Genomic DNA, 25,822 nt, shown 5'->3' on the forward strand with positions numbered 1-25,822 from the left:
TCGAAGGCTCTTTTGTTGTTCGCCGTGATTATCATCTTACCCCGGCCGCCTCAACGAAAAGCCCCTGCGACATTGCCGCAGGGGCTGCGTCTTTAGTCTGCCCTCAAGGCTTAACCACCGACGTCGCTGCTCAGGATGTCACCAAAGCGCTCCCAGGTCTCGCCCTTGAAACGCACCAACTGGAGCTGCGACAGCGGCGCGAAGTCGGTCGGCGATGTGTTGACCTTGACGCCCGGCAGCAGTCCGCCGAGCTCGAGGTCGTGGATGCTCGCCGCCTGCTTCATGACGTTCGCGCGGGTCAGGTTGTCGCCGCAGGCCTTCAGCACATGCACCAGCCCCTGCGCAACCGTATAGGCATACATCACCGAGGCGTCGGACCGGTTGGCATCCGGATAGTACTTATCCAGGAACTTGTTCCAGGCGATCATTCCGGGATCGTTCTTCCACTGCGGATCGGTCGGGTCCTTCAGGTATTGCGATGAGATGATGCCCTGTGAATTCTCGAACCCAGCCGGCTTGATCACGCTGCCGATCGAGGCCGAGACGTTGTTGAGGAAGTGCAGCGGCTTCCAGCCGAGTTCTGCGTTCTTCTTGATCGCCTGTGCGGCGAACTTCGGCGTCGTGATGTTCACGAAGACGTCGGCGCCGGAGGCCTTGAGCCTGACGATGTGGGAGTCGATGGTCGGCTCCGTCACCTCGTAGGCGTCCTCCGCGACGATCATCGACGCAGCTTTCTGGCCGAGCCCGTCCTTCAAGCCCTTCAGATAGTCCTTGCCGTAATCGTCGTTCTGGTAGAGCACGGCGATCTTGGCATTCGGATGGTTCTTCAGGATGTCCTTTGCATAGATCTGGGTCTCACTCTGATAATTGGGCTGCCAGCCCATGGTCCAGGGGAAGTCCTTCGGATCGTTCCACTTGGTCGCGCCGGTGGCGACGAAGAGCTGCGGCACTTTCTTCTGGTTCATGTATTTTTGGATCGCCGAGTTCGGCGGCGTGCCGAGCGAATTGAAGATCAGCAGCACCTCGTCGCTCTCGACCAGCTTGCGCGCCTGCTCCACCGTCTTCGGCGGCGTGTAGGCGTCGTCATAGCTGATGAAGTTGATCTTGCGGCCGTTGATGCCACCTTCGGCATTGATCATGCGGAAGAAAGCTTCCTCGGTCTTGCCGATCACCCCGTAGGCGGACGCCGGACCGCTGTAAGGCATGATATTGCCGATCTTGATCTCGGTGTCGGAGGCGCCGGTGTCGTATTTCTTCTGTGCGATGGAGGGGGTCGTGGTTGCTGCGAGCAGCGCGAGGGCAGCCGAAACAGCCCCCAATCGCAAATGGATAGCAGGCATTTTGATCTCCCTTGGATCACGGTGAATGTGTCATGTTTGTTGGATTGGGAGCACTTCGCGGCTCCTTGCGGCATTGAATACCTTTCGCCTGGCACCAGCAACAAAAAGCCCCCCGCGACCGGATCGCGGGGGGCGTCATTTAGTCGAAGGTGCAGGCTTGGGAACGCCTGGCCACTTCACTCGAAAGCGCTCTAAAGCACGATGGGATTGGCTTGATCTGAAACAGCGGCGGAAGTCACCTCTCCCCGATTGGGAGAGGTCGATTTGCGCAGCAAATCGGGTGAGGGGTTACGGTCTATCGAGAGCGCAAGGCCCTCACCCGGATTGCATCTGACGATGCAATCCGACCTCTCCCCGACGGGGAGAGGTAGACAGAAGCCGCCGCGAGTCGATTTAACCCAAACTCATCCCGCTTTAGTTGCTCATGTCACCCGACATGATGTCGCCGAACAGTTCCCACTTCTCGCCCTTGAAGCGCATCAACTGGAGCTGCTTGATCGGCGCAAAATCCGTCGCCGACGTGTTGACGGTGATGCCCGGCAGCAGCGTGTCGGGGGCGAAGCGCTTTAGGCTCGCGGCCTGCTTCATGATGTTGGCGCGGGTGAGGTCGTCACCGCACATGTCCAGCACCTTCACCATGGTCTGCGCCGCAGCGTAACCGAAGGCGGTCGCACCATCGAGCTTGTTGGCTTCGGGATAGTCCTCCTTGAGGAAGGCGAAGAACTTCTGCATGCCCACGTCACTGTTCCATTGCGGATCGGATCCGTCCTTGAGGTAGGCGGCCGAGATGATGCCTTGCGTGTTCTCGAATCCCGACGGCTGCATCACGCCGCCGACGGAAGCCGAGACGTTGGCGACGAATTGCAGCGGCGTCCACGCGATCTCGGCGACCTTCTTGATCGCCTGCGCCGCGAATTTCGGCGTCGCGATGTTGATGAAGGTGTCGGCGCCGGACGCCTTCAGCTTGACGATGTGATTGTCGATCGCGGGCTCCGAGGTCTCGTAGCTCTCCTCGGCGACGATCATCGCGGCCTTGTCGCCGAAACCATCCTTGAGGCCCTTGAGATAGTCCTTGCCGAAATCATCGTTCTGGTAGAGCACGGCGACCTTGGCGTCCGGCTTATGCTTGATCACGTACTTCGCGTAGATGTGCGCCTCGTCCTGGTAGCTTGGCTGCCAGCCCATGGTCCAAGGGAATAGCTTGGGCGCGTTCCATTTCGAAGCGCCCGACGCGACGAAGAGCTGCGGCACCTTGTTCTCGTTCATGTATTTCTGGATCGCGGAGTTGGTCGCGGTGCCGAGCGAGTTGAACACCAGCAGCACTCCATCGCTCTCGACCAGCTTGCGCGCCTGCTCCACCGTCTTCGCCGGCGAGTAGCCGTCGTCGTAGGAGATGAAGGTGATCTTGCGGCCCCGGATGCCGCCGGAATCGTTGATCATCTTGAAGTAGGCGGCCTCGGTCTTGCCGATCACGCCATAGGCCGAGGCGGGACCGCTATAGGGCATGATGTTGCCGATCTTGATCTCGGTGTCGCTGGCCCCGGTGTCGTAGGTCTTCTGGGCCATTGCGACATTAGAGCTCGTCACGATCAGCGCGAGCGCCGGCAAGAGCGCCGCCAGCGACAGGCGTACTGCTGTCATGGTTTCCCCACCTCGCTTTTTTGGTTCATGTATTCAATACCATCGGCACCGGCCGTCAACAAAAAGCCCCCGCGATACCAGTCGCGGAGGCTTGCCGTTTGTTTCTGCACTGCAGCGTTATTCCGAGGGAACGTCGCCGGAAATGATCTCGCCGAACAGCTCCCACTTCTGACCCTTGAAGCGCTGCATCTGCAACTGGGCGATCGGGGCGAAGTCGGTGGCGGAGGTGTTGATCTTGACACCAGGCAGCAGCGTGTCGGGCGTGAAGTCCTTCAGGTTCGCCGCCTGCCTCATGACATTGGCGCGGGTGAGGTCGTCACCGCACATCTCCAGCACCTTGGCCAGCGTTTGCGCGGCGCCATAACCGTAGACGACGCCGTTGTCGGTCTTGTCGACGCCCGGCATGTACTTGTCGAGGAATGCGTTCCACTTCTTCATCCCGGGATCGTTGGCCCATTGCGGATCGGAGCCGTCCTTGGCATAGGCCGCCGAGAGCACGCCCTGGGCATTCTCGAAGCCCGCCGGCTGCATGACGCTGCCGACCGAGATCGCGACGTTGGTGATGATCTGCAGCGGCTTCCAGCCGAGCTCGGCGGTCTTCTTGATGGTCTGCGCTCCGAACTTCGGCGTGGTGTAGATCAGCAGCACGTCCGGATTGGCGGCCTTGATCTTGACGATGTGGCCGTCGATCGAGGGCTCGGACACCTCATAGCTTTCCTCCATGATGATGCTGGAGGCCGCCTTGGCGCCGAAGCCGTCCTTGGTGCCCTTGAGGTAGTCTTTGCCGAAGTCGTCGTTCTGATAGAGGATCGCGACCTTGGCGTCGGGCTTTTCCTTCATCAGCCATTTGGCGTAGATGTGCGCCTCGCTCTGGTAGCTCGGCTGCCAGCCCATGGTCCACGGAAAGCTTTTCGGATCGTTCCACTTGGTCGCGCCGGTGGCGACGAAGAGCTGCGGGATCTTCTTGGAATTGAGATACTTCTGTATCGCGGTGTTCGATGGCGTGCCGAGCGGATTGAACACGACGAGCACCTCGTCGCTCTCGACCAGCTTGCGCACCTGCTCGACCGCCTTCGGCGGCGAATAGGCGTCGTCATAGGTGACGAAAGTGACCTTGCGGCCGTTGATGCCGCCTTGGTCGTTGATCATCTTGAAATAGGCTTCTTCGGTCTTGCCGATCACGCCATAGGCGGATGCGGGTCCGCTATAGGGCATGATGTTGCCGATCTTGATCTCGGTATCGCTTGCCCCGGTGTCGTATTTCTTCTGGGCAAACGCGGCAGGGGACGACGCGGCAAAAGCGATGACCGCCGCGGAAGCCGCGGCGATCCGTAGTGCAAAAATCATAATATCTCCTGGTTGATCTTCCTGGGGTTTCTTAGTTCTTCTTGAGCTTCCCGATCAGTTGCTGGGCAACGATCGCAACTTGCCTGGCGCCGTGCGGCACGAGGAAGATGACGAGGAACAGCAGCACGCCGAACACCGCGCCGGAGAGCCCCTTGGAGACGCTCTCGGCGATGTTCGGCACGAAGATGATAAAGGCGCTTCCCACGATCGAACCGGGCAGCCAGCCGACGCCGCCGACCACCATGCCGAGGAACAGCGAGATCGCGAGCTGGATCGTGTAGCCGTCGGGCGCGACGAACTGCACGGCAATGGCTCCGAGGCCGCCGGCCACGCCGGTGATGCCGGCGGACACGCCGAACGCCAGCGTCTTGTAAAGCGAGACGTCGACGCCCATCGCAGAGGCCGCGATCTCGTTGTCGCGGATCGCCATGAAGGCGCGGCCCGAGCGCGAACGCAACAGGTTCACCGCGGCGACGTAGATCGCGATCGTGATCGCCAACGTGAAGTAGTAGAGCCACACGTCCTGCGAGATCTTCAGGTGGAGGCTCGACAGCAAACTTTGCAGGTATTCGGGCGCATCCGGCTTGGTCACGACAAGGCCCTGCACACCGCCGGTCCAGTCCTCGAAATAACCGAGCTTCAGGAGCTGCGGCATCGCGGTCGCGAGCGCGAAGGTCGCCAGCGCCAAATACACGCCGGACAGCCGCAGCGCGGGCAGGCCGAATAGGAAGCCGAACCCGAAGCAGATGATGCCGGCGATCGGCAGCGTCAGGGCATAGTTCATACCCGCATGCTCCATCAGGATCGCCGATGTGTAGGCGCCGACCGCGTAGAACGCGCTCTGTCCGAGCGAGAACTGTCCGCTGCCTCCGGTCAGGATGTTCAGCGCGAGCACCGCCAGCCCGTAGATCAAGAGCATCGTCAACTGGAAGATGATGAAGTTCTTGACGAACAGCGGAATGACGAGGAGCGCGACGAGCACGACAAGCGAGGTGCCATAGCCGAGCGTCATGGCGCGCTTGGGCACGGCCTCGACGGCTGGGGCTTCCGTGACGACTTCTTCAGCAGCGCTCATGATCAAACTCGCTTCACGATGGCGCGGCCGAACAGGCCTGCCGGTTTGACGACCAGGACGACGATGATCAGCGCAAGCGCGATCGGAAGTTTCAGCTCATTGCCGACGCCGGGGATGTAGGTGCCGACAAGGTTCTCGAAGATTCCGACCAGGAAGCCGCCGATCACGGCGCCGAACGGGCTGCTCAACCCGCCGAGCACCGCCGAAGCAAATCCATAGATCAGCACGCCCAGCATCATGTTGGGCTCAAGGAACACCACGGGCGCGATCAGCATGCCGGCGATCGAGCCGATCGCAGCGGCCATGCCCCAGCCGAGCGCGATCATCCAGGAGGTGTTGATTCCGACCAGCCGCGCCGATTCAGGCAGCGAGGCGGCGGCCCGCATCGCCAGGCCGATCCGGGTGAAGCGGAAGAAGAAGAACAGCAGGAGCAGCAGCAGGATCGTGACGCCGATCATGCCGGCCTGGTGGGTCGAGATCAGTTGACTGCCGAGGAACGGCGAGGAACCGAACGGCGTCGGGTATTGCTTGATGGTGAAGTCCCAGATCAGGCCGGCGACCGAGTTGATGATCGCATACAGCGCGATGAAGCCGGCGACGTTGGTCAGCACCGGCGCCTTCGCCAGCGGTTTGAACAACAGCCGCTCGATCACGATGCCGGCGGCGAACGAGAACGCGACCGTGATGACGAAAGCGCCCCAATAGGGCACGCCCCACTGCATGAGCTGCCAGGATACGAAAGTCGAGAACATCGCCATCTCGCCCTGGGCGAAATTCAGGTGGTCGATGGCCTGGTAGATCATGACTACCGCGAGCGCCATGCAGGCATAGATCGCGCCGGTGGCGATGCCGGCCAGGACCTGGTTGGCAAAAAGCTCCATTGTGCCAGCTCCTTTAGTAGCCGAGATAGGATTTGCGGACGTCTTCGTTGTTCGCGATGTCCTTGGCATTGCCCGACATCACGATCCGTCCGGTTTCGATCACATAGGCCTGGTCGGCAAGTTCGAGCGCGAGCTGCGCGTTCTGCTCGACCACCAGGATCGTCACCTTTTCCTCACGATTGATCTTGCCGAGGATTCCGAACAGGTCGCGCACGATCAGCGGCGCGAGCCCGAACGACGGCTCGTCGAGCAGCATCAGCCGCGGCCGCAGCATCAGCGCGCGGGCGACCGCGAGCATCTGCTGCTCGCCGCCGGAAAGCGTGCCGGCCTGCTGCGAATAGCGTTCCTTCAGCTTCGGAAAGTGGTCGTACATCCGCTCGATGTCGGTGACGATGTTCTTCTTGTCGGTGCGGGTGATGGCGCCGAGCTGCAGGTTCTCCTCCACCGTCATGGTGGTGAAGGTGCCGCGGCCTTGCGGCACATGCGCGATGCCGAGACGGACGACGTTCTCGGTCGAGCGGGTGCCGATCGGCTTGCCCTCGAACTCGATCGACCCGGTCGAGCGCACCATGTTGCAGATCGCCCGCAACGTGGTGGTCTTGCCGGCGCCGTTGGCGCCGAGCAGCGTGGTCAGCGATCCCTCGTTGAGCGAGAAGTTGAGGCCGTGCAGGGCCTGGACCTGGCCGTAATAGGCGCGCAAGTCCTTGACGTTGAGCATCGCGGTCATTGGTCCTTGCTCCCCAGATAGGCTTTGATGACATCCGGGTCGGCCTGGATCTGGGCCGGCGTTCCCTCGGCGAGCTTGCGGCCGAAGTTGAGCGCGACGACATGGTCGGCGATCGACATCACGAGGCCCATGTGGTGCTCGACCAGCAGCACGGTGATCCTGCGGTCGGCGCGGATTTTGCGGATGAGGTCGCCGAGCACATGGACTTCCTCATGGTTGAGGCCGCCGGCCGGCTCGTCGAGCAGCAGGATTTTCGGATCTGCGGCCAAAGCGCGCGCCAGCTCGACCCGCTTCTGGGTGCCGAACGGCAGGCCGGAGACCACGGTGTGGGCGACATTCTCGAGGTCGAGATAGCCGAGGATCTCGTGCACCTTCTTGTTCATGTCGGCCTCGCCGCGGCGAACCCAGGCAAGGCGCAGCGAGTCGCTGACGATGTCGCTCGAGGTGCGCGCATGGGCGCCGACCCGCACGTTGTCGATCACGGAGAGATTGGGAAACAGGGCGACGTTCTGGAACGTGCGCCCGATCCCGATCTCGGCGATCCGGTGCGGCGGACGCGTCAGGATGCTCTTGCCTTCCATCAGGATGTCGCCGGATGACGGCTGATAGAGCCGTGACAGGCAGTTGAACAGCGTGGTCTTGCCGGCGCCGTTCGGTCCGATCAGTCCGAGGATGTTTCCCTGATGCATGTCGAAGGACACGCCGTTCAGCGCGATGATGCCGCCGAACACGACGCTGACGTCGCGAACCGCGAGCAGGGGCTGCTGTCCCTGCGCGAGCTGTGCCTGCGTCATCTCGTCTCGCCCGCCATCAATTCGCGGTGCGAGCGACCTTGCGACGTGGTTCGCGGGTCGTGATGGAGGCTATCTGATCCCCTCGGCCAAACGTGCAACTTTCCCTCCTACTCTGGACTTTTTGCTTGCTTCTTTTTTTGATTGCGGCGCCATCCCACCGAGCGCCTGCTCGATGTTCCTTACCATCGCGACAAGACGAGGTCCAATGTCGTTGCGCAATCTATCTTCCGTGAAGCGGAATGCCGGTGCGCCACAGTTGAAGGCATAGGGACCGGTTCCGTCATTCAACTTCAATCCAACGCCCACCGCTGCGACATCGTTCTGCCAGTCGCCGGTGGACATCGCGAATCCGTACTTCGCCACCATCTCGCCAGAGCGTTCGATGCCGTCGCGCATCTTGGCCCAGCGGCTGCCGTAGTGGTCCCGCAGCTCGCGCAATAATGCCGCACGCTCGTCCGGCGGCAATGCCCAAATATAGGCACGTCCCATCGCGGTGGTTGCGATGGGTATCCTCGAACCGACGTCGAGTTGCACGCCGAGCGTCAGGCCGTTCCGGCTTTGACCGAAGTAGATCATGCTGTGGCGGTCGCGGCCGCCGACCGCGACCGCACCACCGGTCGCGCGCATCACGTCTTCTCGATATGGCTCGGACAGATGCCGAACGCCGAGATTTGCAAGGGCTGCATAGCCGAGTGCCATCGCCGACGGCGCAAGCTGGTACTTCTCGAATTTGGGAACGGGTGTAAGGTAACCGAGCTTGGTCAAGGTATAGGTCAGCCGGGAAATGGTCGGCTTCGGCAGCTTGGTGCGGGCCGCGATCTCCTGATTGCCGAGAAGTCCGTCGTTGGGCTGGAATGCACGCAAGACTTCAAGTCCGCGGGAGAGCGCGACGACGAAATTGCGATCGGTCGCAACTTTCTTGCCAGAACGTTTCATTCCCTGTCGCTTTGTCATGCTCGTTGACAAGGCTCGTGCTTCAAAATAACCCTCGCTGTCAAGATGTGGAATTTAATTTCGCAGTGCGAAATTAGTCGAAACTGGTGGCGTGACGCAAGTTGCGTAGCCACTCAACACAAGTTCAAGAACAGCATCCAGGGAGAGTGCCTGTGAGTGAAGTCGTCAAGCTCGAGCGTCATGACAACATTGCTGTCGTCACGGTTAACAGCCCCCCTGTGAATGCGCTGAGCGCTGCAGTGCGCGGCGGTATTTTCGAATGCATGAAGAGCGCGATTTCAGATCCGCAGGTGCAGGGCATCGTGCTGACTTGCAGCGGCCGCACCTTCATCGCCGGTGCCGACATCACCGAGTTCGGCAAGCCGCCGAAGCCGCCCGGTCTCGCCGAAGTGTTGAGCCTGATGGACGACTCCCCGAAGCCGATCGTCGCCGCGATCCACGGCACCGCGCTCGGCGGCGGCCTCGAGGTCGCGCTGGCCTGCCATTATCGTGTTGCCACCAAGGATGCGAGGCTCGGCCTGCCCGAGGTCAAGCTCGGCCTGCTGCCGGGCGCGGGCGGCACCCAGCGGCTGCCGCGTGCGGTTGGCCCCGAGCTCGCGGTCAAGATGATCGTCGGCGGCGATCCGATCAGCGCCGATGCGGCGCTGAAGGCCGGCCTGATCGAGGAGATCGTCGAAGGCCCGGCGTCGGGCGGTGAGGCATTTGCGCGCAAGGTGGTCGCCGAGAAGCGTCCGCTGCGCCGGCTGCGCGACGACGACTCCAAGCTCGCCGCGGCCAAGGCCGACCGTTCGATCTTCACCAATGCCGTTGCCGCGATGACCAAGAAGGCGCGCGGGCTCGAGGCGCCGTTCGCGGCGGCCGACGCCGTCGGCGCCGCGATCGATCTGCCGTTCGACGAGGGCCTGAAGAAGGAGCGCGAGGGCTTCCTCAAGCTGGTCTCGAGCGACCAGTCGAAGGCGCAGCGCTACGCCTTCTTCGCCGAGCGCGAAGCCGCCAAGATTGCCGGCGTGCCTGACGGCACCAAATCGCGCAACGTCTCGCGCGTCGCCATCATCGGCGCCGGCACCATGGGCGGCGGCATCGCGATGTCGTTTGCCAACGCCGGCATCCCGGTCACGCTGATCGAGACCGGCGAGGAGCAGCTCAAGCGCGGCATGGGCATCATGCAGAAGAACTACGAGGCGACCGCGGCGCGCGGCGGCATCCCGGCCGACGCCCCGGCCAAGCGGATGGCGTTGATCAACGGCGTGGTCGGTCTCGAGAACGTCAAGGATGCTGACCTGGTGATCGAAGCGGTGTTCGAGACCATGGCGGTCAAGAAGGAAGTGTTCGGCAAGCTCGATCAATACGCCAAGCCCGGCGCGGTGCTTGCCTCCAACACCTCGTATCTGAACATCGACGAGATCGCGAAGGAAACCAAGCGTCCGCAGGACGTGCTGGGCATGCACTTCTTCTCGCCGGCCAACGTGATGAAGCTGTGCGAGATCGTGCGCGCCGACAAGACCGCGCCGGACGCGCTGGTCACGGCCGTCTCGATCGCCCGCAAGATCGCCAAGGTGCCGGCGGTGGTCGGCGTCTGCGACGGTTTCGTCGGCAACCGCATGCTGGCGCAGCGTGGCAAGCAAGCCGAGAAGCTGTTGTTCGAGGGCGCGTTGCCGCAGCAGGTCGACGCCGTCGTGACCAAGTTCGGCATGCCGATGGGCCCGTTCGCGATGGGCGATCTGGCCGGCCTCGACATCGGCTGGCGCTCGCGCAAGGACCGCGGCATCAAGTCCGAGATCGCGGATGCGCTGTGCGAAGCCGGCCGCTTCGGCCAGAAGACCGGCAAGGGTTACTACAAGTACGAGCCGGGCTCGCGCGCGGCGCTGCCTGATCCGGAGGTTGAGAAGCTGATCGACGAGACGCTGGCCCGCCTTGGCCGCAAGAAGCGCGTGGTGACCGACGACGAGATCCTCGAGCGCATGATGTACCCGATGATCAACGAGGGCGCGAAGATCCTTGCCGAGGGCATCGCGGCGCGGCCGAGCGACATCGACGTGGTCTGGTTGTACGGCTACGGCTGGCCGATCTATCGCGGTGGCCCGATGTTCTGGGCCGACACCGTGGGCCTGAAGCATATCGCCGATCGTCTCGCCTTCTATGCCAAGGAGACCAACGATCCTTCGCTCGAGCCGGCGCCGCTGCTCAAGAAACTCGCGGACGAGGGCAAGACCTTCGCCTCGCTCGCCGCGCCGTCGAAGGCGGCTTGATGCCGACATGCGGCTCTGTCTCTCCGTCCCTCCCCCCTTGCGGGGGAGAGGCAGGGAGAGGGGTGGCCGCAACGGGACTGCCCGTGTGGGCCCCCTTCCCCAACCCCTCCCCGCAAGGGGGAGGGGAGCCCGCGCAGCGGGGTCCCCTCACGGAATTTAGAAGCTTCATGATCTATCCCGGCGAACAGTATTATCCGAAGGGCGTGCACTGGAGCGACGAGATCGCGCGCGGCACGCTGCCGGACCTGCTCTCAACTGCAGCCGGCGAATTCGGTGCGCGTCCTGTGATCGAATTCCGCGACCGGCCGATTAGCTACAGCGAGCTGGAGGCTCTTGTCGAAACCGCCGCCAGCGCCTTCCTGCGCGCGGGCTACGGCAAGGGCGCATCGGTCGCGCTGTTTCTCGGCAACACGCCCGATCATCCGATCAATTTCTTCGGCGCGCTGAAAGCAGGCGCTCGCGTCGTGCATCTGTCGCCGCTCGATGGCGAGATCGCGCTGTCGCACAAACTGTCCGACTCCGGCGCGCGGGTGCTCGTCACCAGCAATTTGTCGGCGCTGTTGCCGACCGCGCTGAAGTTCCTCGCCAAGGGTCTGCTCGACCGTCTGATCGTCTGCGAGGACGATCATTGGGGCAAGGTCGGCACGGCGCAAACCGCGTTGCCCGACAATCCCGCGATCATTACTCATAAGCAATTCATTGAGGGTGCGACCAAGCCGGCGCAATGGCCCGCGGTCGACGTCGAGGACGTCGCGCTGCTGCAATATACCGGCGGCACCACTGGTTTGCCGAAGGGTGCGATGCTGAGCCACGGCAATCTCACGGCGGCGGTCTCGATCTACGATGTCTGGGGCAAGCCGGGCCGGCTCGAACGCAATGCGATCGAGCGCGTGATCTGCGTGCTGCCGCTGTTCCACATCTACGCGCTGACCGTCGTGCTGCTGTCGGTGATCCGCCGCGGTCATCTGATCTCGCTGCACCAGCGCTTCGATGTCGAGGCCGTGATGCGCGACATCGAGGTCAAACGCGCGACTGTTTTCCCCGGCGTGCCGACGATGTGGATCGCGATCGCAGCACTTCCCGATCTCGACAAGCGCGATCTGTCTTCGCTTGTGGTCGCCGGCTCCGGCGGCGCGCCGCTGCCGGTCGAGGTCGCCAAGATCTTCGAGCGCCGCGTCGGCATGAAGCTGAAGAGCGGCTGGGGCATGACCGAGACCTGCTCACCCGGCACCGGCCATCCGAAGGAAGGGCCGGAGAAGCCGGGCTCGATCGGGCTGATGCTGCCTGGCATCGAACTCGACGTTGTGTCGCTCGAGGACTCCACCAAGGTGATGCCGGTCGGCGGGGTCGGCGAGATCCGCATTCGCGGTCCGAACGTGACCAAGGGTTACTGGAACCGGCCGCAGGAGACTGCGGAGGCCTTCGTCGGCGACCGCTTTCTCACCGGCGACATCGGTTACATGGATGCCGACGGCTATTTCTATCTGGTCGATCGCAAGAAGGACATGATCATCTCCGGCGGCTTCAACGTCTATCCGCAGATGATCGAGCAGGCGATCTACACGCATCCGGCCGTGCAGGAGGTGATCGTGATCGGCATATCAGACGATTACCGCGGCGAAGCGGCAAAGGCCTTCATCAAGCTGCGCGACGGCGAAAAGCCGTTCTCGCTCGACGAGCTCCGCGCGTTCCTCACTGGCAAGGTCGGCAAGCACGAGCTGCCGGCCGCGCTGGAATTCGTCGCCGAATTGCCGCGCACGCCGGTCGGCAAGCTGTCGCGCCACGAACTGCGGCAGCAGCAGCCGAAGACGTCTCAATCGCAGCACGCATCGGTGTCTCGCTCATGACCGGGCCTGTTCGAGCTGTTGCAGTCATTCCGTCGTCCCGGCCAAGCGAAGCGCGAGCCGGGACCCATACGCCGCGGCCCCTGCAAAAGGCACAAGCGGCAGCCGGCTTTGCCAGTTGCGATGGCCGGCGGTTATGGGTCCCTGCTTTCGCAGGGACGACGGCGAGCGAGTTGCGAACTTATTGAACTTTCAAAGGAGGATCCGATGGATCTCGCTTTTACCAAGGAAGAGATAGCGTTTCGTGAGGAGGTGCGGGAGTTCTTCAAGAACAACGTGCCGCCGGAAACGCGCCGCAAGCTGCAGGAAGGCCGCCATCTGTCGAAGGACGAGATGGTCACCTGGTGGCGCATCCTGAACAAGAAGGGCTGGGGCGTCACCCACTGGCCGAAGGAATACGGCGGCACCGGCTGGACCTCGGTGCAGCATTACATCTTCAACGAGGAGCTGCAGTCCTATCCGGCGCCGCAGCCGCTCGCCTTCGGCGTCAGCATGGTCGGCCCGGTGATCTACACGTTCGGCAATGAGGAGCAGAAGAAGAGGTATCTGCCGCGTATCGCCAATGTCGACGATTGGTGGTGCCAGGGCTTCTCGGAGCCGGGCTCGGGCTCGGACCTCGCCTCGCTGAAGACCAAGGCCGAGCGCAAGGGCGACAAGTGGATCATCAACGGCCAGAAGACCTGGACCACCCTGGCCCAGCACGCCGACATGATCTTCTGCCTCTGCCGCACCGATCCGACGGCGAAGAAGCAGATGGGCATCTCCTTCATCGTGTTCAGCATGAAGTCGAAGGGCGTCACCGTACGTCCGATCCAAACCATCGACGGCGGCCATGAGGTCAACGAGGTGTTCTTCGATGATGTCGAGGTGCCCTATGAGAACCTGATCGGCGAGGAGAACAAGGGTTGGGATTACGCCAAATTCCTGCTCGGCAATGAGCGTACCGGCATCGCCCGGGTCGGCGTGTCGAAGGAGCGGCTGCGCCGCATCCGCGCGCTGGCATCCAAGGTCGAGGCCGGCGGCCGTCCCGTCATCGAGGATCCGGCGTTCCGCGAGAAGCTCACCGCGTGCGAGATCGAGCTGAAGGCGCTCGAGCTCACCCAGCTCCGCGTCGTCGCCGACGAGGGCAAGCACGGCAAGGGCAAGCCCAATCCGGCGTCCTCGGTGCTCAAGATCAAGGGCTCGGAAATCCAGCAGACCACCACCGAGCTTCTGATGGAGGTGATCGGTCCGTTCGCTGCGCCCTATGACGAGCATGGCGACGCCGGCTCCAACGAGAGCATGGATTGGACCGCGCAGATCGCGCCGAGCTACTTCAACAACCGCAAGGTTTCGATCTACGGCGGCTCCAACGAGATCCAGCGCAACATCATCAGCAAGGCGGTGCTGGGGCTTTAAGCCACACGTTAGCTGTCGTCCCCCGCCTTGCGCGCAATTGCGCACTGGTGCGGGGGACCCAGTACGCCGCGGCGGTCGTGATTTCCCAATGAGCGTCGCGGAGTACTGGATCCCCGCCTTCGCGGGGATGACGAGGGGAGATCCGGGCCGCAACTGCGCCCGCGTGATTTTGGAGAGATGGAAAAATGGATTTTGATCTGACCGAGGAGCAGCGGCTTCTCAAAGACAGCGTCGACGGGCTTCTTGCCGACGCTTACGACTTCGATGCACGCAAGAAGTACATGAAGGAGAAGGGTGGCTGGAGCAAAGCCATCTGGGGCCGGCTCGCCGAGCAGGGGCTGCTCGGCCTGCCCTTCGCGGAAGCCGATGGCGGTTTCGGCGCCGGCGCGGTCGAGACCATGATCGTGATGGAAGCGCTCGGCAAGGCGCTGGTTGTCGAGCCCTATCTTGCGACGGTTGTGATCGCCGGCGGCTTCCTACGCCATGGCGGCTCGGCCGAGCAGAAGGCGAAGTACATCCCTGGCATCATCGACGGCAGCAAGACCTTCGGCTTCGCGCAGCTCGAGAAGAATTCGCGCTACGACCTCTATGATGTCGTTACGACGGCGAAGAAGAAGGGCGACGGCTGGGTGATCGACGGCGAGAAGTTCGTCGTGCTCAACGGTGAAAATGCCGACACGCTTGTTGTCACCGCGCGCACCAAGGGCGGTCAGCGCGACAAGGCCGGTATCGGTGTCTTCCTGGTGCCTGCCGACGCCAAGGGCGTCACGCGGAAGGGCTATCCGACGCAGGATGGCCTGCATGCAGCCGACATCACCTTCACCAATGTCGAGGTCGGTGCGGATGCTGTGATCGGCGATCCCGAGAACGCGTTGCCGCTGATCGAGCGCGTCGCAGACGAGGCCCGCACTGCTCTCTGTGCGGAAGCCGTCGGCGCGATGGATGAATCGCTGAAGACCACCGTCGAGTACATCAAGACGCGCAAGCAGTTCGGCGTCGCGATCGGCACGTTCCAGAGCCTGCAGCACCGCGCCGCCGACATGTTCGTGGCGCTGGAGCAGGCCCGCAGCATGTCGATGTTCGCGACCATGGCGTCCGACTTCGACGATGCCAAGGAGCGTTCGTCCGCGGTCGCCGCGGCCAAGGTGCAGGTCGGCAAGTCCTTGAAGTTCGTCGGCCAGCAGTCGATCCAGCTCCACGGCGGCATCGGCATGACCATGGAGGCCAAGATCGGCCACTACTTCAAGCGGCTGACCATGATCGAGAACACGCTCGGCGACACCGACTACCACCTCCGCCGTGTCAGTGAGGGTGGCGGGCTGCTGACCTGAGCTGTCGTTGCCGGGCTTGACCCGGCAACCCATCGCTTTTCAAAAAGATGGATGCGCGGGTCAAGCCGCATGACGTGTCATTTGCAGTCGTCAGGGAGGCATCAACAATGAAGAACACGCCATTCGATCTCACCGGCCAGGTCGCCGTCGTCACCGGCTCGAGCCGCGGCATCGGCCGTGCGTCGGCCGAGCTGCTGGCGCAACTCGGCGCCAAGGTCGTGATCTCCTCGCGCAAGGCGGATGCCTGCAAGGAGGTCGCCGACGGCATCAACAAGGCCGGCGGCGATGCGATCGTCATCCCCTGCAACATCTCGCGCCGCGAAGAGGTCGAGGCGCTGATCTCCGGAACGATCAAGCACTACGGCAAGATCGACACCCTGGTCTGCAACGCCGCGGTGAATCCATATTACGGCCCGCTGCTCGACATCAAGGACGAGGCCTTCGACAAGATCATGGGCTCCAACGTCAAGAGCAACATCTGGCTCTGTGCGCTCGCAGTCCCGCAGATGGCCGAACGCGGCAAGGGTTCGGTCGTGATCATCTCCTCGATCGGCGGCCTGCGCGGATCGACGGTGATCGGCGCCTACGGCATCTCCAAGGCGGCGGATTTCGCGCTGTGCCGCAGTCTCGCGGGCGAGTGGGGTCCGAAAGGCGTGCGCGTCAATTGCGTGGCGCCGGGCCTGGTGAAGACCGATTTCGCCCGCGCGCTGTGGGAAGATCCGGACAACCTCAAGCGCCGCACCGCGTCGTCGCCGCTGCGCCGCATCGGCGAGCCGCACGAGATCGCGGGCGCGGTGGCCTATCTTGCCTCCGACGCCTCGACCTTCATGACGGGGCAGACCATCGTGATCGACGGCGGCGTCACGACGGCTGCGACGTAAAGCCCCATTCGTTGTCTTTGGCTATGCTAACTGGCATACTGTCAGCATGGCAAAGAAGGATAACCATGACGCCTATATAGCTGCCGCACCGGCACCGTTTCGCGCCATGTTGGGCCAACTGCGTGCACAGCTATCGCGGGCACTGCCAGACGCCAAAGAAGTGATGAAATACGATATGCCCGGATTTCAGATCGAAGACACGATCATCGCGGGCTATGCGGCCTTTAGCAAACAATGTGGCCTATATGTCGACCCGGGTGCGATTGCTGCGCATGCGGACGAGATTGCTGCTTTGAAACTCAAGGCAACCAAGACCGGCGTTACGTTCTCGGTGAGTAACCCTATCACGGGTGAACTGGTTGAGAAATTGGCAGTCAGTTCGCGCAGGAAAAAGGGGCTTTAGCAGCCCGGCCGCTACAAGATCAGTGTCGTCCCTGCTTTCGCATGCTTTCGCAGGGACGACGGTTCGCGAGAGGGAGGGTTGCTACGTCAGCCTCACACCTTCTCCAGCGCCTGCTCGAAATCCTCGATCAGGTCGTCGGCATGCTCCAGCCCGGCCGAGAAGCGGATGAAGCCCTCGCTGATGCCGAGCTCGGCACGGGCTTCCGGCGCCAGGCGCTGATGCGTCGTGGTCGCCGGATGCGTGACTAGGCTCTTGGCATCGCCGAGATTGTTGGAGATGCGCGAGATCTTCAGCGCATTGAGGCAGCGGAAGGCACCGGCCTTGCCGCCCTTCACCTCGAAGCCGACCAGCGTCGAGCCGGCTCCCATCTGCTTTTTCACCGTCTCGGCCTGCGGATGGTCGGCGCGGCCGGGATAGACCAGCCGCGTGATCTTCGGATGCCTCGCCAGCGCTTCGGCGATCTTCGCTGCGTTGTCGGTCTGCGCGCGGACGCGGATGCCGAGCGTCTCGAGCCCCTTCAGCAGCACCCAGGCGTTGAACGGCGACAGCGATGGGCCGGTCTGGCGCATGAAATTGTGAATGTGCTCGGCGATGAAGGCTTCCGACGACAGGATGATGCCGCCGAGACAGCGGCCCTGGCCGTCGATGTGCTTGGTCGCGGAATAGACCACGACGTCTGCGCCGAGTGACAGCGGGCTCTGCCAGATCGGGGTGGCGAACACGTTGTCGACGATGAGGCGGGCGCCGCCGCTGTGCGCGATCTTGGCGATTGCGGAAATATCCAGCACGTCGAGCGTCGGATTGGTCGGGCTCTCCAGGAAGAAGGATTTCGTGTTCGGCCGCAGGGCGCGCTGCCACTGATCGAGATCGAGCCCGTCGACCAGTGTCGTCTCGATGCCGTAGCGTGGCAACAGGTCCTGCACCACGTAGAGGCACGAGCCGAACAGCGCCTTCGATGCAACCACGTGATCGCCGGCCTTGAGCGGCGCCAGGATCGCGGTGGTCACCGCGGCCATGCCGGTCGCGGTCGAGCGCGCGGCTTCCGCGCCCTCGAGCTCGATCATGCGACGCTCGAACATCGCGAGGGTCGGGTTGGAATAGCGCGAATAGATGAAGCCGGGGTCCTGGCCCTTGAAGCGTGCCTCGCACTGCTCGGCGGTGTCGTAGACGTAACCCTGGGTGAGAAACAGCCCCTCCGACGTCTCGCCGAATTGCGAGCGCAGCGTGCCGCCATGGACCAGGCGGGTTTCGGGGCGATAGCGGCGGGTAGCTTCAGATTCAGACATGTGACCTCCGACGTGGCCATTTCCTCAAGAAAATGGCCACAAAAAAACCGGCCTGGAGCAATCTCCACAGGCCGGGATCACACTGTCCCCGGCCTGTTTAGCGACTTATTTTACGTGGCTGCAAGCCGGCCGGCTCAAATCACCACGGGATAACTGCTGCTGATATTCCCTCGTGCCCTTTCCGTCAAGGCGGTCATCGGATAACCCCTAAAAGCCCAGTTTTTGGGGCTTTGGATGGCCGTTCAGGATATGATCAGGCCATCCTAGGGGACCCGTACCGTGTCATTCGAGCTGGAAGACGAAGCCAATGGAATCCTGCCCGACCGCATGATCGCGGAGATGGCGGATGCCGGGCTCATTCTGCCCGCCTATGACTTTGTCGAGAGCCAGATCCAGCCGGCGAGCCTCGACCTGCGCCTTGGCGATATCGCCTACCGGGTCCGTGCCAGCTTCTTGCCCGGGCCCGACTCCACCGTCGCCGAGCGCATCGACGAGTTGAAGCTGCACGAGATCGACCTTTCCGATGGCGCGGTGCTGGAGACCAATTGCGTCTATATCGTTCCGCTGCTGGAGAGCCTCGCGCTGCCGCCGCAGATCGTCGCTGCGGCGAACCCCAAGAGCTCGACCGGCCGGCTCGACGTGTTCACCCGCGTGATTGCCGACGGCACCCGACGCTTCGACGTGATCGGCGCCGGCTATCACGGCCCGCTCTATGCCGAGATCAGCCCAAAGACGTTTCCCGTGTTGCTGCGCGAAGGCTCGCGGCTCAGCCAGGTCCGCTTCCGGATCGGCGATGCGGTGCTCGATGCCGACGAGCTCGACGCGCTGCATGCCGCCGAGCGGCTGGTCGATATCGACGATGCGGATCTCACCCAGGGGGTTGCGCTCTCGGTCGATCTGTCCGGAGAGAGTTCGAACGGCTTCGTCGGCTACCGCGCCAAGCGCCATACCGGCGTGGTCGACATCGATCGCCGCGGCGGCTATCCGGTCGATGATTTCTGGGAGCCGATCAAGGCGCGCCCCGACGGCAGCCTGATCCTCGATCCCGGCGAATTCTATATCCTGGCGTCGAAGGAAGCCGTGCAGGTGCCGCCGGATTACGCCGCGGAAATGGTGCCGTTCGATCCCCTGGTCGGCGAATTCCGCGTCCACTATGCAGGCTTCTTCGATCCCGGTTTCGGCTACGCCGGCGCCGGCGGGAAGGGCGCGCGTGCGGTGCTCGAGGTCCGCTCGCGCGAGGTGCCGTTCATCCTCGAGCACGGTCAGATTGTCGGCCGTCTCGTCTATGAACGCATGCTGGAGCGTCCCGACGCATTGTACGGCCAGCGCATCGGCTCGAACTACCAGGCGCAGGGCCTGAAACTCTCGAAGCATTTTCGCGCGTAACGAAATTCCGCTAGCCGGATTTCGTATCGTGCTGTGATCGACAGACGCGCGCGAAGGTTCACCCGCAATCGCGCAGGCCCCCCTTGCGTCTTGCGCACGTGGAATTGGCATCCGTCATGGTAGGGAAACACCATGGCGCGGCTCCCGAAGATCGCGCAGAGCGCGATCAGCAAAAGTGGTTACCGGTTTTGCGTCCGATCGCGCTCTGAATCATAAATTCAGCGCACGACCTTGGTCATGCGCCGTGGAGATGAAATGTCCGATCTCGGCCTTGCCGAAATACCTGTCGATGAAGACGAGCGGCCGCTGCCGCCGCCGGTAACGAGGCCGGCGCGCAACGCGCTGCTCGATGGGCCGATCCTGCGCACGCTGCTCTGGCTCGCCTGGCCGAACGTGATCGCGCTGTCCGCCGGCACCTGCGTGGTGATCGCGGAGACTTCCTATATCGGCCGCCTCGGTGTCGAGTCGCTCGCGGCGATGGCGCTGGTGTTTCCCTGCGTGATCCTGACCATGACGATGTCGGGCGGCGCGATGGGCGGCGGCGTCGCCTCCTCGATCGCGCGGGCGCTCGGTGCCGGCGAGATCGAGCGCGCCTCGACGCTCGCGGCACATGCGCTGCTGATCGGCCTGACCTTCGGCGTCAGCTTCATGCTGGGCATGCTGATCTTCGGCCCGCGCCTGCTCGAGCTGCTCGGCGGCCGCGGCAACGTGCTGGCGCAGGCGATCGCCTATTCGCAAGTGTTCTTCGGCGGCGCAATCCTTCCTTGGCTGATGAACACCATGGCCGGCATCCTGCGCGGCACCGGCAACATGAAATTGCCTTCCACGATGATCCTGTCGTCGGCGGTCTGGCAGATCATGCTGGGCGGCACGCTCGGGCTCGGCCTCGGCCCGGTGCCGCAATTCGGCATGCGCGGCGTCGCCGCAGGTGCGCTGATCGCCTATTCGATCAGCATCAGCGTGATGGGCTGGTACCTGTTCTCCGGCCGCGCCCGCGTCAGGCCGAAGCTCAGGGGGCTGCGTGTGCAATGGGCGATGTTCATCGACATCCTCAAGGTCGGCGCCGTCTCCTGCTTCTCGCCGCTGCAGTCGGTTTTGACGATCTCGATCTTCACCCACATGCTGGCGCAGTTCGGCACCGCGGTGCTTGCCGGCTACGGCATCGGCGCGCGGCTCGAATTCATGCTGACCTCGGTGGCTTTCGCCGTCGGCATCGCATCGGTGCCGATGATCGGCATGGCCATAGGTGCCGAGCGCGTCGCGCGCGCCCGGCGCATCGCGTGGACCGCAGGCACCGTGTCGTTCCTCGCGGTCGGCGCGGTCGGCAGCTTCATCGCGGTCTTCCCGGATCTCTGGGTCAATCTCTTCACCGACGATCCGCATGTGCGGAGCACCAGCCATCACTATCTCTCGACCGCGGCACCGATGTACGCCTTCATCGGGCTTGCGATGTCGATGTACTTCTCCTCGCAAGGAGCGGCCAAGGTGCTGGGCCCCGTGCTGGCGCAGACCGCGCGGCTGATCTTCATCGGCACCGGCGGCTGGTGGCTCACGACGCACGAGGCAACGGCACAGAATTTCTTCGCGCTCGCAGCCGCCTCGATGGCTGTATTGGGCGTGCTCTCCTGCCTCAGCGTGATCCTGACGCGCTGGGGCAAGACGGCACCGGTCGCCAAGGCGCAGCCGGCACTATCGTAAGATCTCTCAACCCGTCATCAGGATGACGGTGATGGATGTCTCAGGCCATATTCTTCGCGTTCGCCGATTGCTTCAGCGCGGTCTGCATCGCCGCTGCGCCGAGGTCCATCTGGGCGTCCATGTAGGGCGCGATCTCGTGCGGCAGCACGTCGGCGATCCACACCACCCGGCACCGGCCGTCGCCCTCCGCGAACACCTGCACGGAGGCCGAATGCTGTTTCAGCCGTTCGCTGGTGATCGCATAGACCAGCCGTCGGCGGCCGTCGTCGCGATCGACCAAGGTCTCGCGCGCCATCGTGCCATTGGCAAAGCTGACGATGCGTACGTCGCCGTCGAGCTTGGTGTCGGTGACGAAGCCCGGCACCAGCCGGGTGTGCAGGGCGCCGAAATCACGCAGCGCATCCCAGACATGGTCGGCCGGCGCGTCGATCGGGATATCCTTGTGAATGGAAGCCATAGGAATTCTCCTCGTCAGGTGCACACCGCCTCGACATTGTTGCCATCGGGGTCGATCAGAAACGCGGCATAATAGGTGGGGCTGTAGTCCTTGCGGTGGCCAGCGGCGCCATTGTCCTTGCCGCCGGCCTTCATGCCTTCGGCGTGGAACGTCTTGATCGCTTCGTGGCTCGGGGCCCGAAAGGCGACATGGGCTCCGCCTGGCGCCTTGCCCTTGTGCAAATGCAGCCAGAGCGCCGGCTGACCCTTCGGGCCGAAGCCGGCGCCGCTGTCGTCGCGCGAGCAGAGCACGAAGCCGAGCGGCGCCAGCGCTGCGGTGTAAAAGCGCACGCTGGCGTCGAGATCGGCAACGCGCAATCCAATATGGTCGTACATGATGGTCTCCAGATGATGGGCGCGTCGGTGACGCGCGACCTGGAGAAACCCTAGCTATTGCAGTGCAAGGCGTTCTTGGAAAATCTTGCGGTCGCCCCGCGAGGCCTGACGAAACTTGAGGGGCGAGGTTCCCGCGGCGCGATGAAAACTGCGCACGAAATTGGAAAGATCGCCGAAGCCGACGTCATAGGCGATGTCGGTGATCGGGCTGTCGTCGTCGGCCAGCCGGCGCGCGGCATGGCGCAGCCGCGAGCGCACGAGATATTGATGCGGCGTGACGCCGAGCACGGCGGAGAACAGCCGCAGGAAATGGAATGTGCTGAGGCCGGCCTGCTTCGCCGCGTCATCCAGATCGATCGCGCGATGCGAATTGGCGTCGATCCACAGCGCCGCCTCCACCGCACGGCGGCGGTCCCGCTGGCCGGCGGTGAGGGGTTTTGCCTTGCGGTCGGACACCACCTCGACGAAGCGGTGGGCAAGCAGATGTCCGACCTCGTCGAGGCCGACATCGCTGTTGCCATGTGCCGCCGTTTGCGCGAGCTCGCCGAGCACCATCAGTTCCGGCAGCGGCGGCACCGAGCCGACCTGCCAGACCGCCGCGCGGTCGCCGATCGTCTCCACCAGCTCCGGGTCGAGGAAGAACGACAGGCACTCATCGCCGACGACATGCTCGTGGGTGCAGGTGTATTCGTCGCCGGGATGGCCAATCAGGAATGAACCGGCCACCAACTCGTGGAAGCGGCCGCGGCAATGGCAGCCGAAGCTGCCCTTGAGCACATACGACACTGAATGGCAGTCGAATTGCTCAGCGAACGGCTTATCGCCCGGCTCCGCCGTGCAGCGAAACTGGTTCACGGTGATGCGATCGTGCTGCAACAGCGTGGTGCGGTTCATATCCTGAATCTAGGGGTCGGGACGCGGCGGCGCAACGGACAGCAGCACGCCGAACGGACTTACCCGCGCTCCGGCTATCGGCCCTCGATCGGACGCGCGCAAGGCGCTGGCCACTTCGCCCGCTCGAGAACGCTTTGGCCAGGGGAGACCTGCGGGCCAACGCGAATGCATGCTTGATCCGTTGCCGCGTGCCGGGCTATGGTCCGCCGGGTCTCGCTAGGCGAGACCGACCTAAGCGATTGAGATCGCGGGCGTAGTTCAATGGTAGAACGGCAGCTTCCCAAGCTGCATACGAGGGTTCGATTCCCTTCGCCCGCTCCAACGCGCATTTCATGCATCGAGGTCCGCGCACCGACATTCGGCCGCATCCGCCCGTGCTCGCGCCGGTTACCGGGGGCTGACTGTTGGAGGCGTGAACCGGTCAGCGCCACCCGAGGGCGGGTGCGATCTGGGTCAGGATGGTCTCGATCACATGTGCGTTGTAGGCGACGCCGAGCTGATTGGGGACCGTCAGCAGCAGGGTATCGGCTTCCGCGATGGCCTCGTCGGCCTTGAGCTGCTCGATGAGCTTGTCCGGCTCGGCGGCGTAGCTGCGGCCGAAGATCGCCCGCGTCCTCTGGTCGATAAAGCCGATCTGGTCTTCCGCCTGGTCGTTTCCGAAATAGGCGCGATCGCGATCGTCGACCAGCGCGAAGATGCTGCGGCTGACGGAGACCCGGGGCTCGCGTATATGACCGGCCTCCTTCCAGGCCGCGCGATAAGCGCGGATCTGGGCCGCCTGCTGGATGTGGAAGGCCTCGCCCGTTTCATCGTTCTTGAGGGTGGAGCTCTGCAGGTTCATGCCGAGCTTCGCCGCCCACACCGCCGTGGCATTCGAGCCGGCGCCCCACCAGATCCGCTCACGCAGGCCGTCCGAATGGGGTTCGAGCCGCAGCAAGCCGGGAGGATTGGGAAACATCGGCCGCGGATTCGGCTGCGCAAATCCCTGTCCACGCAGCAGGTCGAGGAAGATCTCGGCGTGACGTCGCCCCATGTCGGCATCGCTCTCGCCCTCAGGCGGCTGGTAGCCGAAGTAGCGCCAGCCATCGATCACCTGTTCGGGTGAGCCGCGGCTGATGCCGAGTTGCAGCCGGCCGCCCGCGATCAGGTCCGCTGCGCCGGCGTCCTCGATCATGTACAGCGGGTTCTCATAACGCATATCGATCACGGCGGTGCCGATCTCGATGCGGCTGGTTTTCGCTCCGACCGCCGCCAAAAGGGGGAAGGGCGAGGCAAGCTGGCGGGCAAAGTGATGGACACGAAAATACGCGCCATCCGCACCCAATTCCTCGGCGGCGACAGCGAGATCAATGGATTGCAAGAGCGTGTCCGCGGCCGTGCGCGTCTGCGATTGCGGTGAGGGCGTCCAGTGCCCGAACGAGAGAAATCCGATCTTCTTCATGCGGCCAATGTAGTGATGTCCGGGATGATTTGCGATCGTCGATGTGCCTCCATCAGGAAACACAGCGTTTACCAACCGGCCAAGTTTGCTGGAGCCGCGGCTTCGATTCCATTGCGGTTGACCGCCCTGTTACCGCCCGTATGCCTCCAGCTCCTATCGCCTGCGTCGTTGGGCGGCTTGCGATGAGGCGGCTAGCCGCCTAGCTTTCCGGCATCATTTTGCCCGCCCTACGCTCCCGCAGGTACCAATGTCGCAGCCGCTTCTGTTTCAACCGATCACGCTTCGCGGCGTGACCTCCCGCAATCGTATCCTGATTTCGCCGATGTGCCAGTATTCGGCGATCGACGGGCTTGCCAGCGACTGGCATCTCGTGCATCTCGGCAAATTCGCTCAGGGCGGTGCCGGGCTTGTGATGATCGAGGCTGCGGCCGTCGTGGCCGAAGGCCGCATCACCCATGGTGACGTCGGAATCTGGAATGACGATCAGATCGCGCCGCTCGAGCGCATCGCCGCCTTCCTGAAGGACAACGGTGCCGTGCCGTCGATCCAACTCGCGCATGCCGGTCGCAAGGCCAGCATGCAGCGCCCGTGGCACGGCAACGCCGCGCTCGATGCGGCCGATCGTGCACGCGGTGATCTGCCGTGGCGGACGGTTGCGCCGAGCGCGATCCCGATGGAGGAAGGCTGGCTGATGCCACATGCGCTCGAGATCGATGAGCTCGCCGCGCTCCGGGAACACTGGCGTCTCGCCACCTTGCGCGCGCTGGAGGCCGGGTTTGAATTCGTCGAGGTGCATTGCGCGCACGGCTACCTCCTGCACGAATTCCTGTCGCCGCTGTCGAACCGCCGCACCGACGCCTATGGCGGCGATCGCGCCGGACGCATGCGCTATCCGCTCGAGATCATCGAGACCGTGCGCGCCGCCTGGCCCGCGGAGCGGCCGCTGTCGGTGCGGATTTCCTCGGTCGACGGCATCGACGGCGGCTTGCAGCTCGACGACCAGATCGCGTTTGCCCGCGAGGCGAAGGCGCGCGGCGTCGATCTGATCGATTGTTCCTCCGGTGGGCTGCTCGGCTCGGCGACCGCGGCGCGGATTCCGCGCGGCTACGGCTTCCAGGTGCCCTATGCCGATGAGATCCGCCGCGCCGCCGATATCGCCACCATCGCGGTCGGCCTGATCCTGCACCCGCAGCAGGCCGAGGACATTCTGGCCAATGGCCACGCCGATGTGATCGCAATCGGCCGCGAGGCGCTGTTCGATCCGAACTGGCCGCTGCATGCCGAGCTTGCGCTTGGCGGCGGAAGCGGCGAGATTTTCGCGTCCTGGCCGAAGCAATATGGCTGGTGGCTGGAACGGCGCGAGCCGGGGCTGCGCAGGCTCGAAGGGCCGCCGTTGCCGTTCCGCAAGGTGTAACAGATCG

The 25,822-nt window shown here is 63.4% G+C and carries 22 protein-coding genes, 1 tRNA gene and 1 riboswitch; of the genes, 10 read left to right on the forward strand and 13 right to left on the reverse strand.

Annotated features, from left to right (window positions below; translation table 11 throughout):
- Positions 1 to 110: 110 nt before the first annotated feature.
- The 8 genes from P6U30_RS04480 to P6U30_RS04515 form a co-directional block, all read right to left on the reverse strand.
- Positions 111 to 1,340 (reverse strand): ABC transporter substrate-binding protein, encoded by a 1,230-nt coding sequence (locus P6U30_RS04480; protein WP_407168333.1) that lies wholly within the window; start codon positions 1,338 to 1,340, stop codon positions 111 to 113.
- 414 nt (positions 1,341 to 1,754) lie between these two features.
- Entirely contained in the window at positions 1,755 to 2,981 is a 1,227-nt protein-coding gene (locus tag P6U30_RS04485) for an ABC transporter substrate-binding protein (RefSeq protein WP_407168334.1), read from the reverse strand.
- Between the two features lie 117 nt (positions 2,982 to 3,098).
- Positions 3,099 to 4,328, reverse strand: a complete 1,230-nt coding sequence (locus tag P6U30_RS04490) for an ABC transporter substrate-binding protein (RefSeq protein WP_407168335.1) — start codon at positions 4,326 to 4,328, stop codon at positions 3,099 to 3,101.
- A 31-nt stretch (positions 4,329 to 4,359) separates the two neighbouring features.
- Entirely contained in the window at positions 4,360 to 5,403 is a 1,044-nt protein-coding gene (locus P6U30_RS04495; protein ID WP_407168336.1) for a branched-chain amino acid ABC transporter permease, read from the reverse strand.
- A gap of 2 nt (positions 5,404 to 5,405) precedes the next feature.
- Positions 5,406 to 6,284 (reverse strand): branched-chain amino acid ABC transporter permease, encoded by an 879-nt coding sequence (locus P6U30_RS04500; protein WP_407150210.1) that lies wholly within the window; start codon positions 6,282 to 6,284, stop codon positions 5,406 to 5,408.
- Positions 6,285 to 6,297: 13 nt separating this feature from the next.
- Positions 6,298 to 7,011 (reverse strand): ABC transporter ATP-binding protein, encoded by a 714-nt coding sequence (locus P6U30_RS04505; protein WP_407168337.1) that lies wholly within the window; start codon positions 7,009 to 7,011, stop codon positions 6,298 to 6,300.
- The gene (locus tag P6U30_RS04510; RefSeq protein ID WP_407168338.1) at positions 7,008 to 7,805 is read right to left on the reverse strand and encodes an ABC transporter ATP-binding protein; all 798 of its coding nucleotides are present in this window, start codon (positions 7,803 to 7,805) and stop codon (positions 7,008 to 7,010) included. Before P6U30_RS04510 ends, P6U30_RS04505 begins: the two co-directional genes overlap by 4 nt.
- A gap of 69 nt (positions 7,806 to 7,874) precedes the next feature.
- Positions 7,875 to 8,741 carry an IclR family transcriptional regulator gene (locus P6U30_RS04515; protein WP_407168339.1) on the reverse strand — a complete coding sequence of 289 codons (867 nt, stop codon included), beginning with the start codon at positions 8,739 to 8,741 and terminating at the stop codon, positions 7,875 to 7,877.
- Between the two features lie 170 nt (positions 8,742 to 8,911).
- Here P6U30_RS04515 and P6U30_RS04520 point away from each other — a divergent pair, with 170 nt between their 5' ends.
- The 6 genes from P6U30_RS04520 to P6U30_RS04545 all read left to right on the forward strand — a co-directional run bounded on the left by P6U30_RS04520 (position 8,912) and on the right by P6U30_RS04545 (position 16,865).
- Positions 8,912 to 11,008 (forward strand): 3-hydroxyacyl-CoA dehydrogenase NAD-binding domain-containing protein, encoded by a 2,097-nt coding sequence (locus P6U30_RS04520; protein WP_407168340.1) that lies wholly within the window; start codon positions 8,912 to 8,914, stop codon positions 11,006 to 11,008.
- Positions 11,009 to 11,175: 167 nt separating this feature from the next.
- Positions 11,176 to 12,855, forward strand: coding sequence for a dicarboxylate--CoA ligase PimA (gene pimA / locus P6U30_RS04525; protein WP_407168341.1), 1,680 nt, complete (start codon positions 11,176 to 11,178; stop codon positions 12,853 to 12,855).
- A 204-nt stretch (positions 12,856 to 13,059) separates the two neighbouring features.
- Entirely contained in the window at positions 13,060 to 14,250 is a 1,191-nt protein-coding gene (gene pimC / locus P6U30_RS04530) for a pimeloyl-CoA dehydrogenase large subunit (RefSeq protein WP_407168342.1), read from the forward strand.
- 185 nt (positions 14,251 to 14,435) lie between these two features.
- The gene (gene pimD, locus P6U30_RS04535; RefSeq protein WP_407168343.1) at positions 14,436 to 15,581 is read left to right on the forward strand and encodes a pimeloyl-CoA dehydrogenase small subunit; all 1,146 of its coding nucleotides are present in this window, start codon (positions 14,436 to 14,438) and stop codon (positions 15,579 to 15,581) included.
- A gap of 107 nt (positions 15,582 to 15,688) precedes the next feature.
- Positions 15,689 to 16,462 carry an SDR family NAD(P)-dependent oxidoreductase gene (locus P6U30_RS04540; RefSeq protein ID WP_407168344.1) on the forward strand — a complete coding sequence of 258 codons (774 nt, stop codon included), beginning with the start codon at positions 15,689 to 15,691 and terminating at the stop codon, positions 16,460 to 16,462.
- A 46-nt stretch (positions 16,463 to 16,508) separates the two neighbouring features.
- Positions 16,509 to 16,865 (forward strand): iron chaperone, encoded by a 357-nt coding sequence (locus P6U30_RS04545; RefSeq protein WP_407168345.1) that lies wholly within the window; start codon positions 16,509 to 16,511, stop codon positions 16,863 to 16,865.
- A 92-nt stretch (positions 16,866 to 16,957) separates the two neighbouring features.
- Here P6U30_RS04545 and P6U30_RS04550 read toward each other — a convergent pair whose 3' ends face one another.
- Positions 16,958 to 18,151 carry an O-succinylhomoserine sulfhydrylase gene (locus P6U30_RS04550; protein ID WP_407168346.1) on the reverse strand — a complete coding sequence of 398 codons (1,194 nt, stop codon included), beginning with the start codon at positions 18,149 to 18,151 and terminating at the stop codon, positions 16,958 to 16,960.
- Between the two features lie 76 nt (positions 18,152 to 18,227).
- A riboswitch (SAM riboswitch) is annotated at positions 18,228 to 18,307 on the reverse strand.
- Between the two features lie 171 nt (positions 18,308 to 18,478).
- Here P6U30_RS04550 and P6U30_RS04555 point away from each other — a divergent pair.
- Both P6U30_RS04555 and P6U30_RS04560 read left to right on the forward strand, forming a co-directional pair.
- Complete coding sequence (locus P6U30_RS04555) at positions 18,479 to 19,537, forward strand: 2'-deoxycytidine 5'-triphosphate deaminase (protein WP_407170350.1); 1,059 nt, start codon at positions 18,479 to 18,481, stop codon at positions 19,535 to 19,537.
- A gap of 255 nt (positions 19,538 to 19,792) precedes the next feature.
- Positions 19,793 to 21,235, forward strand: coding sequence for an MATE family efflux transporter (locus P6U30_RS04560; RefSeq protein WP_407168347.1), 1,443 nt, complete (start codon positions 19,793 to 19,795; stop codon positions 21,233 to 21,235).
- A 40-nt stretch (positions 21,236 to 21,275) separates the two neighbouring features.
- Here P6U30_RS04560 and P6U30_RS04565 read toward each other — a convergent pair whose 3' ends face one another.
- Genes P6U30_RS04565 through P6U30_RS04575 form a run of 3 tightly spaced genes read right to left on the reverse strand, consistent with a single transcriptional unit; the run spans position 21,276 to position 22,960 of the window.
- Entirely contained in the window at positions 21,276 to 21,692 is a 417-nt protein-coding gene (locus P6U30_RS04565) for an SRPBCC family protein (RefSeq protein ID WP_407168348.1), read from the reverse strand.
- A 14-nt stretch (positions 21,693 to 21,706) separates the two neighbouring features.
- Entirely contained in the window at positions 21,707 to 22,066 is a 360-nt protein-coding gene (locus P6U30_RS04570; RefSeq protein ID WP_407168349.1) for a VOC family protein, read from the reverse strand.
- 54 nt (positions 22,067 to 22,120) lie between these two features.
- Complete coding sequence (locus P6U30_RS04575) at positions 22,121 to 22,960, reverse strand: helix-turn-helix transcriptional regulator (protein WP_407168350.1); 840 nt, start codon at positions 22,958 to 22,960, stop codon at positions 22,121 to 22,123.
- Between the two features lie 247 nt (positions 22,961 to 23,207).
- On the opposite strand from P6U30_RS04575, the gene P6U30_RS04580 reads away from it, so the two are divergent.
- Positions 23,208 to 23,281, forward strand: a tRNA-Gly gene (locus tag P6U30_RS04580).
- 100 nt (positions 23,282 to 23,381) lie between these two features.
- Here the strand turns inward: P6U30_RS04580 and P6U30_RS04585 are convergent.
- Positions 23,382 to 24,401 carry an LLM class flavin-dependent oxidoreductase gene (locus tag P6U30_RS04585; RefSeq protein ID WP_407168351.1) on the reverse strand — a complete coding sequence of 340 codons (1,020 nt, stop codon included), beginning with the start codon at positions 24,399 to 24,401 and terminating at the stop codon, positions 23,382 to 23,384.
- Between the two features lie 247 nt (positions 24,402 to 24,648).
- Between P6U30_RS04585 and P6U30_RS04590 the strand changes: the two genes are divergently transcribed.
- Positions 24,649 to 25,815 carry an NADH:flavin oxidoreductase/NADH oxidase gene (locus P6U30_RS04590; protein ID WP_407168352.1) on the forward strand — a complete coding sequence of 389 codons (1,167 nt, stop codon included), beginning with the start codon at positions 24,649 to 24,651 and terminating at the stop codon, positions 25,813 to 25,815.
- Positions 25,816 to 25,822: the final 7 nt, after the last annotated feature.

Origin of the sequence: Bradyrhizobium sp. ORS 111, assembly GCF_045571485.1 — a bacterium.
In the GTDB taxonomy this organism is placed as follows: Bacteria; Pseudomonadota; Alphaproteobacteria; order Rhizobiales; family Xanthobacteraceae; genus Bradyrhizobium.